Origin of the sequence: Pseudomonas sp. CFBP13509 (assembly GCF_005233485.1) — a bacterium.
Classification (GTDB): domain Bacteria; phylum Pseudomonadota; class Gammaproteobacteria; order Pseudomonadales; family Pseudomonadaceae; genus Aquipseudomonas; species Aquipseudomonas marginalis.
Genome location: NZ_QGAA01000042.1, coordinates 1 through 10649, shown reverse-complemented (window position 1 = coordinate 10649; position 10649 = coordinate 1). Strand labels below are relative to the sequence as shown.

9 protein-coding genes are annotated in these 10649 nt (G+C 62.6%); 3 read left to right on the top strand and 6 right to left on the bottom strand.

The genetic code is table 11. The features are described from left to right. Positions 1 to 424: 424 nt before the first annotated feature. The 4 genes from PspCFBP13509_RS31125 to PspCFBP13509_RS31110 form a co-directional block, all read right to left on the bottom strand. Positions 425 to 1369 (bottom strand): D-isomer specific 2-hydroxyacid dehydrogenase family protein, encoded by a 945-nt coding sequence (locus PspCFBP13509_RS31125; RefSeq protein WP_137213186.1) that lies wholly within the window; start codon positions 1367 to 1369, stop codon positions 425 to 427. Next, complete coding sequence (locus tag PspCFBP13509_RS31120) at positions 1366 to 2535, bottom strand: acyl-CoA dehydrogenase family protein (RefSeq protein WP_137213185.1); 1170 nt, start codon at positions 2533 to 2535, stop codon at positions 1366 to 1368. Before PspCFBP13509_RS31120 ends, PspCFBP13509_RS31125 begins: the two co-directional genes overlap by 4 nt. Positions 2536 to 2668: 133 nt before the next feature. Continuing rightward, positions 2669 to 4027, bottom strand: coding sequence for an LLM class flavin-dependent oxidoreductase (locus PspCFBP13509_RS31115; RefSeq protein ID WP_065948162.1), 1359 nt, complete (start codon positions 4025 to 4027; stop codon positions 2669 to 2671). An 11-nt stretch (positions 4028 to 4038) separates the two neighbouring features. Next, positions 4039 to 5013, bottom strand: coding sequence for an ABC transporter substrate-binding protein (locus tag PspCFBP13509_RS31110; RefSeq protein WP_065948163.1), 975 nt, complete (start codon positions 5011 to 5013; stop codon positions 4039 to 4041). A gap of 396 nt (positions 5014 to 5409) precedes the next feature. Here PspCFBP13509_RS31110 and PspCFBP13509_RS31405 point away from each other — a divergent pair, with 396 nt between their 5' ends. Beyond that, positions 5410 to 5571, top strand: coding sequence for a hypothetical protein (locus tag PspCFBP13509_RS31405; protein ID WP_161985746.1), 162 nt, complete (start codon positions 5410 to 5412; stop codon positions 5569 to 5571). 70 nt (positions 5572 to 5641) lie between these two features. Here the strand turns inward: PspCFBP13509_RS31405 and PspCFBP13509_RS31105 are convergent, their stop codons facing one another. Then, positions 5642 to 7225 carry a rhodanese-related sulfurtransferase gene (locus PspCFBP13509_RS31105; protein WP_137213184.1) on the bottom strand — a complete coding sequence of 528 codons (1584 nt, stop codon included), beginning with the start codon at positions 7223 to 7225 and terminating at the stop codon, positions 5642 to 5644. Next, complete coding sequence (locus PspCFBP13509_RS31100) at positions 7222 to 7833, bottom strand: cysteine dioxygenase family protein (RefSeq protein ID WP_065925151.1); 612 nt, start codon at positions 7831 to 7833, stop codon at positions 7222 to 7224. The genes PspCFBP13509_RS31105 and PspCFBP13509_RS31100 overlap by 4 nt, the downstream gene beginning before the upstream one ends. 216 nt (positions 7834 to 8049) lie before the next feature. Between PspCFBP13509_RS31100 and PspCFBP13509_RS31095 the strand changes: the two genes are divergently transcribed. Then, positions 8050 to 8955, top strand: a complete 906-nt coding sequence (locus tag PspCFBP13509_RS31095; protein ID WP_027608694.1) for a LysR family transcriptional regulator — start codon at positions 8050 to 8052, stop codon at positions 8953 to 8955. A gap of 725 nt (positions 8956 to 9680) precedes the next feature. Next, the gene (locus PspCFBP13509_RS31085) at positions 9681 to 10475 is read left to right on the top strand and encodes a class II aldolase/adducin family protein (protein WP_074847032.1); all 795 of its coding nucleotides are present in this window, start codon (positions 9681 to 9683) and stop codon (positions 10473 to 10475) included. Positions 10476 to 10649 lie beyond the last annotated feature (174 nt).

Genomic DNA, 10649 nt, shown 5'->3' with positions numbered 1-10649 from the left:
CAACTCTTAAAGGCTGACACATAACTCTGTGGTGAGCGGGCTTGCCCCGCGCTGGGCTGCGAAGCGGCCCCAATAAGGTCACCGCAGAGTGCCAGAATCAATCGAGGTGAAGGTTTTGGGGCTGCTTCGCAGCCCAGCGCGGGGCAAGCCCGCTCACCACAGAAGCCTAATTGCCATAGATTCCGTAGTCACTGGAAGTTGTGTAGATACCCATGCTCATCGGGGGAAAGCCCCCTCCCACATTTGGATCTCCATCCAGCAGGCAGACCTCAGCCTGCGTTCGGGCATACCGAGCCTAGGCGAGGTACCGAGTGGTGGGGCAAGAGCCCTTTGGTCACCCAAAACCCAAAAAGCGGTCGGCCCGAAGGCCGCCACGGGAGCAAGTCGAATCGTCGCACCGCCCCTCCCACATTTTTGAACGGCATCAGGCGTTAGCCAGATTCGCCAGTGCGATCCCTGAAACGTAGCGCTCCAGATTCGCCAAAAACGTATCGGCAATCTCGTTGCGGCTATTGGTCGAAATCGCCGACGTATGCGGCGACAACCGCACCCGTGGGTGGCTGTACAACGGGTGCCCATCCGGCAAAGGCTCCGGTTCGGTCACGTCGAGCGATGCCAGGCCGATCTGGCCGTTATCCAGGGCCTCGAGCAACGCCTCCTGATCGAGCAGACCGCCCCGGGCGATGTTGATCAGGTGCAGTCCCGGCTTGGCGCTGCCCAGCACATCGCGGTTGATGATATGCCGCGTGGCGTCGGTCAGTGGCGCGGCCACTACCAGGTGGTCGGCGCGGGCGAACAGGTCGTGGATGTCGTTGGCGGCCTGCACTCCTGCGCCGAACGGTGCCTGGCTCTGACGCAGGGCCACAACGTTGATGCCCAGGCCCAGGGCTTTTTGCGCCAGGCTTTTACCAATCGCACCAAAGCCGAGGATGCCCAGGGTGGTGCCCTTGAGTGGGCGCAGGGCGGTGAAATTCCATTGCGAGTCCTTCACCCAGATATCCGGTAAATGCTTGGCCGCGGCAAAGATCGCCGCCAGGGCGAACTCGGCGAGGTTGTCGGCGGCGCTGCCCCGGGAGGTGGTCACCGGCGGGCCGTTGAACAGCCATTGCGGGTAGAAGTCGATGCCCGATGAGACCAAATGCACCCATTGCGCGCCGTAGGGCCAGCCCGGTGGCGGGGTGTCCGGGGCGGTGTAGCCGCGCACGTTGATCGGGCGCAGCAGCAGGATATTCGCCTGGGGCGGCAGGTCGCTCGGCACGCCCGCCGGCACGCCGATCACCTGGGCTCCGGGGTGGATCGCAGTGAGGCGTGCGCGGATCACGTCGTTGTAGTCTTCGTCCAACTGGCTGGCAATAATCACCTGAGTCATGTGCGTTCCTTCTGGTGTTGGGCGAACACGGCTTTACCGACACCTTGCAGCACCGCATCGTTCTGCGGGGTATGCACGCGACTGCACAGCACATCGCGGTAGTGGCGTTGCAGCGGGCTATGGCGTGACAGACCGGGGTTGCCGGAGGCCTCGATGGCCAGCTCCACCGCGCGGATGGCGTTGTGGGTGACCAGGTACTTCAACTGCGCGGCGTTGGCGGCCGGGGTGTGGCCGTCGGCGGCGGCGTCGAGCAGGCTGCGGTTGGCGAACAGCAGGGTGTCGATATGCCCGACGGTTTCCTGGAAACGCGGCAATGTCGACAACGCCGCACCGAGGTTGGACGGCGTGCGTTCTTCCAGCCAGTTCACCAGCCAGTCCCGCGCGGCCTGGGCCACGGCGTCATACACCGAGGACAGCAGCACCGACATCCACAGGAAACCCTCGGCATCCAGTTCCGGTTGCGGCGCGCTCCAGGGGCTGACGCTGACGGCGTGGTCCAGTGGCACCAGCACATTGTCGAGCAGCACTTCATGGCTGCAGGTGGCGCGCATGCCGAGGTGGTCCCAGGTGTCGATGATGCTCACGCCGGGGCTGTCCTTGGGCACCAGCCAGGCGCCCACCAGCGGGTCGGCGTCATCGCTGCGCGCCCATACGCTGAACCAGCTCAGGCCATGGCTGCCGGTGGAGTAGATCTTGCGCCCGCTGATGCGCCAACCCTCAGCGGTGCGCACGGCGGTGGTCGCCGGCAGCCCGCCACGGGCCGGGGTGCCGAGGTCGGGTTCGACGCGCAGGGCGTTGATCAATGCGCCGTTGCGCACCGCGTCCTCGGCCACTTGTGTACGCAGATGGGGCGGCCAGGTCTTGCTGTCTTGCAGGCGGGTATGTTGCAGGTATTGCATCACCAGGATCAGTGCGGTGGACGGTTCGCCCTTGGCAATTGCACTGATCGCCTTGCGCGCCTGGGGCAGGCTGGCACCGCCGCCACCGAGGGCTTTGGGCACGGTGAGGGCGACCAGGCCGTGGTCATGCAGCCGCTGGAAGTTGGCGTGGGGGAAGGCGCCGCTCTCGTCATACAGGTGCGCGGTGCCGGCCAGCTCGGCGCTGAGGCGTTCGAGCAGGGCCTCGAAGTTGGCGACCTCCACGGAGCGTAGAGACGGTTGGGTCATGGGGTGATCACCCGTAATTTTGTAGGAGCGAGCTTGCTCGCGAAAAACCGGAGAGCGCCGAGGGGAGTCAGATGTCCCGCGTTATCGTTAACGATCTTCGCGAGCAAGCTCGCTCCTACAGTGAGGGATTCGCTCATGCCAGCGCCTCCTGCGGTTCTTCCACCTCGATGCTGTAACGATTGACCGGTACGGCCAGGCCGAGGTTGTCGCGCAGGGTGTGGCCCGTGTATTCGCTACGGAACAGGCCCCGCTGTTGCAGCACCGGCACCACCAGTTCGGTGAAGTACTGCAAGCCGTCCGGCAGCACCGAGTTGATGATGAAACCATCGCTGGCACCGCGTTCGAACCAGGTCTGGATCGCGTCGGCGACTTGCTCCGGGGTGCCGACAAAATCACGCTTGGGCCGCGAGAAGCGCAGCGCCACTTCGCGCAGGGTCAGGCCTTCGTCCCTGGCCAGTTGCTTGATGCGGTCGGAGCCGCCTTTCTGGCTGTTGGCGCCCAGGTCGCCGAGTTCCGGGAACGGCGCGTCCAGCGGGTACTGGCTGAAGTCGTGGTCGTTGAACGGGCGGCCGAGGGCGACGATGGCGTCTTCCACGGTGACCAGCTCCACGGCCTGCTGGTAGCGGCTTTCCACTTCGGCCTCGTCGCGGCCGACAATCGGGCGGATGCCCGGCAGGATCGACAGGCTGTCGGCGTCACGGCCAAAGCCTTTGGCGCGCCGTTTGAGGTCCTGGGTATACGCCAGGCCTTCTTCGATGCTCTCCACATGCACAAAGATGGCGTCGGAGTTCTGCGCCGCAAAGTTACGTCCGTCTTCGGACGTGCCCGCCTGGAAAATCACCGGTTGGCCCTGGCGCGAGCGCGCAATGTTCAGCGGGCCTTTGACCGAGAAAAACTCGCCTTTGTGGTTCAGCGCATGCAGCTTGCCCGGGGTAAAGAATTCGCCGCTTTGCTTGTTGTAGGCAAAGGCGTCGTCTTCCCAGGAGTCCCACAGGCCCTTGACCGTGTTCAGGTGTTCCTTGGCGATGCGGTAGCGCACGGCATGGGGTGGGTGTTCGGCTTTACCGAAGTTGTCGGCGGTGCCGCTGAGCCACGAGGTCACCACGTTCCAGCCGGCGCGACCGCCGCTGATATGGTCCAGGGACGCGAACTGGCGCGCCACCTGGTAGGGCTCGGTGTAGCTGACGGTCACGGTGGCCACCAGGCCGATATGGCTGGTGAGTGCGGCCAGGGCCGAGAGGATGGTCAGCGGCTCGAAGCGGTTGAGGTAATGCGGGCTGGATTTGGCGTGGATGTGCAGGCTGTCGGCGATGAACACGAAGTCGAACTTGGCCGCTTCGGCGAGTTCGGTCTGCTGTTTGTAGAAGCCGAAATTCGTACTGGCATTCGGTTGCGCCTGCGGATGGCGCCATTCGCCCCAGCCGTGTCCGACACCGTGGACCATGGCGCCCAATTTCAAATGGCGGGGTTTCAATTGATGTGGCGTGCTCATGTTCTGCTCCTTCAGCGTGATGCTTGGTTGTTGGGGACGCGCTTGGCGTTAAAGCTCGTGTCGAAGCCCTGGGACACGTCGATGTGCCGGGGCAGCAGGCCTTCTTGCTGGTAGGTGTCGGCGGTGGCCTGCAGGCCACTGATCACGCTGTCGTCAATCAGCACCGGGCTCAGGCGGGTTTCCTTGGCCACGGCCACATGCACGGCCAGCGGCAGCCCGGTGATTTTGGCCTGGGCGGCGGCGTACTCGTCGGGGTGGGTATTGGCCCAGGCGTAGGCGCGGTCGACGCGGGCGACAAAGTCGTCCAGCTGCGTGCGCTTGTCGGCGATGGCCTGGCGGGTGGCGGCGAGGTACAGGTGATTGCTCAACAGCGTGTTGCCGCTGGCCAGGATCCGCGCCTGGCTTTGGGACGTGACGACGGTGGTGTAGGGGTCCCAGGTCGACCAGGCGTCGACAGTGCCGTTATCCAGCACCAGGCGCGACTCGCTGGGCAGCAGGAAAATGAACTGCACATCCTTTGTGGTCAGGCCGGCCGTGGCCAGCGCCTTGATCGCCAGGTAATGGCCGATGGACCCACGCCCGGTGACGATTTTCTTGCCCTTGAGGTCGGCCACCGTCTTGATCGGCGAATCCTTGGGCACCAGCAGGGCGGTGGTGTTACGCCCTTCGGCGTGGATGATGCTGACCACCTTTAGCGAGGCGCCGGCGCCAAGGGCAAACACGTAGGGCGCGTCGCCCAGGGCACCAATGTCCACGGCTCCGGCATTCAAGGCTTCGCCCAGGGGCGAGGCGGACGGGAATTCCGACCACTGGATTTCATAGGGCACGTTTTTCGTTTCGCCGGAGACTTCCAGCAGCGTCTTGATCGTCGATTTCTGATTGGCCACCCGCAGCGGTTGCAGGTCGGCGGCGTGGGCGCAGGTGGCCAGGCCAAGGGCCAGGGCAGTGCCCAGGAGCAGGCGTTTGAACGGAGTGGAAAAGACCATGGGATGCTGGCTCCAGGCAGATCGTGAAAGGGTTCGGCTACCTCCGCCTGGAGAAGGGGTCGGTGAGGAGTTCACGTTATGCTCATAAAAACCTTCTGTGAAGGTCTTTTTGGTTATATGTTAATTATTAAAAATATTAAGATAATTGGTTATCTAATATGCGGTTTATGTATTTTTCGAATAGGTAATTGCGGCTGAGGTGCCTGGGTGTCCAAGGGGGCGGCGCCAATCGCTCTCAGCGCAGGTTTGCATAGTGCGAAGTTGTCTAGGCCACTGTCATTCTTCACAGGTGTCCAGGCGTTGCGCCGGGCAGAAAATGGCAGTACGCAGCCAAGTCAGCTGCGAATAAACGATGGGGGTATTTTTACTCTCTCAGCGAACCAGTGAGGATTCGTCATGTTCAAATTATTGGCAACCACATGCGTCATGTTCAGCCTGCTGCTTGGCGCCCAGTTCAGCGCGGCCTCGCAAATAGAGGCGGGTGTCCACGCCATGCAGTCTCAGTTGAGCGGTAGCTCGGAGACGGTTTCTTGCACCGACACAGAAGAAAGAAAGTAACGCAGTACCCCCCCGCCCCATCAGCCTGGGGCAGCGCCTGTTCCCGCAATGGGGGCAGGCGTGCCTGGGGTCAAATGACGTAAAACCCATGGGTCCCATCACGGGCCAACTGGTCGACCAAGCCGAATTCCCAATCCAGATACGCCTGCATGGCTTCCCTGGGGTTGTCGGTGCCTTCGTACGGCCGGCGGTAGCGGTCGATACGCGGTGAGGCCAGGTGAGTTTCGCCTTCTTCCAGCGGCAGTTGCGCGTTGATCCAGGCGGCGGTGCCGTCTTGCAGCAGGAACACCTGTTTGCCGGTGATCGCTTCGACTTCAGCCACCGCCAGGCGCGCCAGTTGGCTGCTGCCGCAGGTCAGCACATAACGCTGGGCGGCGGGCACCTTGGCCAGGGCCTGGGGCAGTTGTGCGCGCAATACCCACCAGGCACCGGGGATATGGCGCTTCACGTAGTTGGCGCTGGCGGTGAAATCCAGCACCACGGTGTCGCCATGCTCGAGCCATTCGGCGAGGGTGTGCGGGCTGATCAGTTCGGCCTGGGGGGGCGCGGGGACTGGAGCGACCCAGGCGCCTTTTTCGCTGAAGTGCGCCGCTTGCAGGTCATCCAGCACATGCACGTCCCAGCCCAGTTGGGCCAGCCACGACGCAGACATGTTCGCCCGCACGCCATCGTCATCCGCCAGCACCAGGCGCGCACCGCGCACGCTGGCGACATGGTCGGTTTCCTGCACCAGTTGGCCGCCGGGGGTGGAGCGCGCGCCGGGCAAGTGGCCGGCTTCGAATTCTTCCGGGGTGCGCACATCGAAAAGGTAGGTGGTGCGTGCAGCGTCTTGCTGCCAGCGTTGCAGGTCGGCCAGGGTGGCGCGACCGACGCGGGCCTTGTCGGCGACGCGGCGTGCATCGACGGCGGCGATCTGGCGATGCTCTTCCGAGGTTGGCGCAAAGCGCCGCGACTGGCCGTGGGCGAGCTTCTGCCCGGCCAGGGTCCAGCCGATGGTGCCATTGCGCAGCGCAGACACCGGGTTGGCCACGCCGGCGTTGATCAGCGACTGGGTGCCGATAATGCTGCGGGTACGCCCGGCGCAGTTGACGATGATGCGGGTGGCCGGGTCGGGCGCCAGTTCCCGCGCACGCAACACCAGCTCGGCACCGGGCACGCTGATGCCGGTGGGGATGCTCATGGTCTGGTATTCGTCGAAACGGCGGGCGTCGAGCACCACCACATCGGCCTGGCTGTCGAGCAGCGCCTGCACTTCTTCGGCGGCGAGGGACGGCGTGTGGCGCTCGCTCTCCACCAACTCGCCAAAGGCCTTGCTCGGCACGTTCACATCGATAAACAGCTCGCCACCGGCCCGGCGCCAACCGTCGAGGCCACCTTCCAGCAGGCTGACCTGGGTGTAGCCCAGCGCAACCAGGCGTTCGGCGGCACGGGCAGCCAGGCCCTCTCCGTTGTCGTAGACGGTGACCTGGGTATCCCGGCGTGGAATGCGCGAATACACCTCCAGTTCCAGCTTGGACAGCGGGATATTCGCCGCGAACAGCGGGTGGGATTCGGCAAACGGCGCTTCTTCGCGCACGTCGACCAGGGCGAGTTCTTCACGGTCCAACAGGGCCTGGCGAATCCGGGCAAAGCTACGGGTCGGTACGGTGGTCATAGGGCAGGGCTCTTTTCTTTGGACAAATCCCAGATATTCGGGAGGAAGGCGTTGGAATAACCGGAGATAAACAGTTTCTCGCTGCCGTCGGGCTGGTACACCGCACGGCGCACCGCGCCGATATTGGCGCCGTACACATGAATGCTGATCGACACCTGGTCGCTGTGGGCATTGCTCACCTGGTGGATGTCGCCGACCTTGGGCGACACCGCCTCGACCTGGCCCGGCACCAATTGAATCGGCTGGCCTTCGGCGACCAGGCTGCCGTCGGGCGCGCGTTCGAAGCCTTGGGAGAACTCTGCGCCGCGCAGCATGCCGATCAGCCCCCACACCCGATGGTCGTGGATCGGCGTGCTTTGCCCCGGCCCCCAGACAAAGCTGACGATGCTGAAACGCTGGCGCGAATCGGCATGCAGCAAGAACTGCTGGTAGCGCTCGGGATCGGGTTGGGCAAATTCATCGGGGAGCCAGTCGTCATGGCTGACCAGTTGCGCCAGCAGCTTGCCGCCACGGTGCAACAGGTCGCCTTCGCGTGGATTGCCGTCGATCAATTCCGCCAGGGCGCCTATGAAGGCTCTGAGTCTCTCGGGGTGTCGGGCCTGGGTCATGGCACTTCCATCGTGTGGTCGCAGGGATGGGTTTATCTAAGCATAATGTTTATAGTTAATATGCTATTTTTTAATGATTAGCTTATAGCTGAAGGTAATTTAGAACCGGTCTGAATAGCGTTAGACGTTATCGATTGCAGCACGGGCTATTCACGCCACGTTCCTGCAACTATGCTTCACACACATCTTAATGACTGTTCTCTATGTGCGGCCCAAATGAAAATTGACGATATCGATGCCTTTGTCGAAGTGATTCGTTGCCAGTCCATCAGCCATGCCGCCGAGTCGTTGCAATTGACCCAGCCGGCCATTACCCGCCGCGTGCAGAACTTCGAGCAGGCGCTGGGCGTGGAGCTGTTCGACCGCAACACCAAACCCCTCAAGCCGACATTGATCGGCACCCGCGTCTATGAGCAGTGCCGGTTGATCCTGCGCGAGATGGATGCCCTGCGCGAGCTGGTGGCCACCGACGCACCGCCCACCGGCCTGCTGCGCCTGGGTGTGCCGCAGACCATCGGCGACGTGGTGCTGCTGGACGCGCTCAAGCACCTGCGCAGCGAATACCCCGACTTGCGTGCCCAGGTCGCCACCGGCTGGGGCAGCCAGTTGGTGGGCAAGATCGAACGCGGCGAACTGGACGCGGCGGCGGCGCTGTTCCCGGCAGGCAAGATCTTCCCGGACAACATCGTCGGCGAGTCCATCGGCAAGATGGAACTGGTGGTGGTCTGCGCCAAGGCCCAACTGCCGAAGAAACCCTGCAAGCTGGCCGATGTGTACCAGAACGGCTGGGTCCTCAACCCGGACGGCTGCGGCTTCCGTGCCGGGTTGCAGCGCACCTTGTCCGATCAGGGCCTGGCCCTGCGGGTCAACCTGGAGACCTTCGGCACCGAACTGCAACTGGGCCTGGTGGCCGACGGCCTGGGCTTGGGCCTGGTGCCACGGCCGTTGCTGGAACGCAGTGCGCACCGCGAGCAACTGGCGGTGATGCCGCTCAAGGATTTCAAGCCGGTGATGGATTTGTGGCTGATCTATCCGCACTTCCTGGGCAACCTGCAGGGGCCGGTGGATGCGTTTGGCAAGCGGGTGGCGGCGTCGCTGCATAAAGTCCGCGACGCCGCGTAAGCCTGTGGGAGGGGGCTTGCCCCCGATGACGGCCTCTGGGCCGACCATTTTTTTGGATTGGACCGGGTACATATCCATTGCCGCGGTAACGGCGGCTTAGGGTTCCGCCCTGACGGCGGCTCACTTTGGAAAAGCCCCAAAGTAAGCAAAGGGCTCTTGCCCCACCACTCGGCACCTCGCCCAGGCTCGGTGTGCCCGTAATCCGACAGTGATGTGGGGGGCCGCCGCCACGCGCCATCCATGGCGCGGGGCGGCTAAACCGGCATCCCTGCCGGTTTACCCCCCCCAAATCACTATCGGATTCCGGCCAGCGTGGTTAACGGGGCGCCTGAGATCAAGATCTAAAGCAAGATCAAGGGCGGCTCGCTTCGCATCGGTGTTAGCGTTGCGGGAGATACTCATGGCCATCGGGGGCAAGCCCCCTCTTATCAAACTTAAAATAACTGAATGATTTTAGGGGGTTAAAATTTCACCCTGAAGTCTTGAGTCTTGCCTGAACAATTTCAGGCGACCGCATTCTTGTGGCAAGCCCGCTCGCCACAGTTTGCTGCGCGACAGCGCTGCGTCGAAGAGGTTGTGGGATCTCCCACATTTGCCCTGTATTATTGGTACGATTTATATGAAAAAAAATAATAATTAGCTTAGATTAAAATGTGCTTTTTATTATTTTCGGCCATCCCCTAGGCTTGCCTGGAAGTCCTTAAGGCCATCCAGGAAGTTTTGCCATGAGCAGCGTCACCTCGATCACCAATCTCACCAGCAATGTTCGCCAGCGCGTTACCCCGCAAGAGTGGGAGGTGCGCGTCAAACTGGCCGCCGCTTATCGCCTGGCTGCCTTGTACAAGTGGACCGACCACATCTATACCCATTTCTCCGCCCGTGTACCGGGGCCGGAGGAGCATTTCCTGATCAACGCCTTCGGGTTGTTGTTCGATGAAATCAGTGCGTCCAACCTGGTCAAGGTCGACCTCGACGGCACTATCGTCGATGACCCTACCGGCCTGGGCATCAACTACGCCGGCTATGTGATTCACAGCGCGATCCACGGCGCACGTCATGACCTGCAAGCGGTGCTGCACACCCATACCCGCGACGGCATCGCGGTGTCGGCGCAGAAGGACGGCCTGCTGCCGATCTCCCAGCACTCCATTGGTTTTTCCGGACGCGTGGCGTACCACGGGTATGAAGGCGTGGCCCTCGACCTGGACGAACGCGAGCGGCTGGTGGCGGACCTGGGTGACAAGAGCGTGATGATCCTGCGTAACCATGGCTTGTTGACCGCCGGTGTCAGCGTTGAACATGCATTTGTGCAGCTGCAACAGTTGGAGCGCGCGTGCAATATCCAGGTGGCGGCGCAGGCGGCGGGGAATGCGGAGTTGATCTTCCCGCCGGCCGAAGTGGTGGAGAAAGTCGAACAACAGGCCAAGGTGTTTGCCAGTGGCGAAGGACCGGGGGTGGCGCGGCATTGGAATGCGCTGATTCGGCAGTTGGAGCGCAACGATACCGACTACAAGAACTGATCCTGAGCATAGTGAAGATCAAAATGTGGGAGGGGGCTTGCCCCGATAGCCATCAGTATCTACACAACTTCAGTAGGATGACGCGTAGCAGCTGTCGAGCCTTGGCGAGGCTGCGTTTGCGGCGCGTCTGACACACCGCCGACGCAGCCTCGCCAAGGCTCGACAGCTGCTACG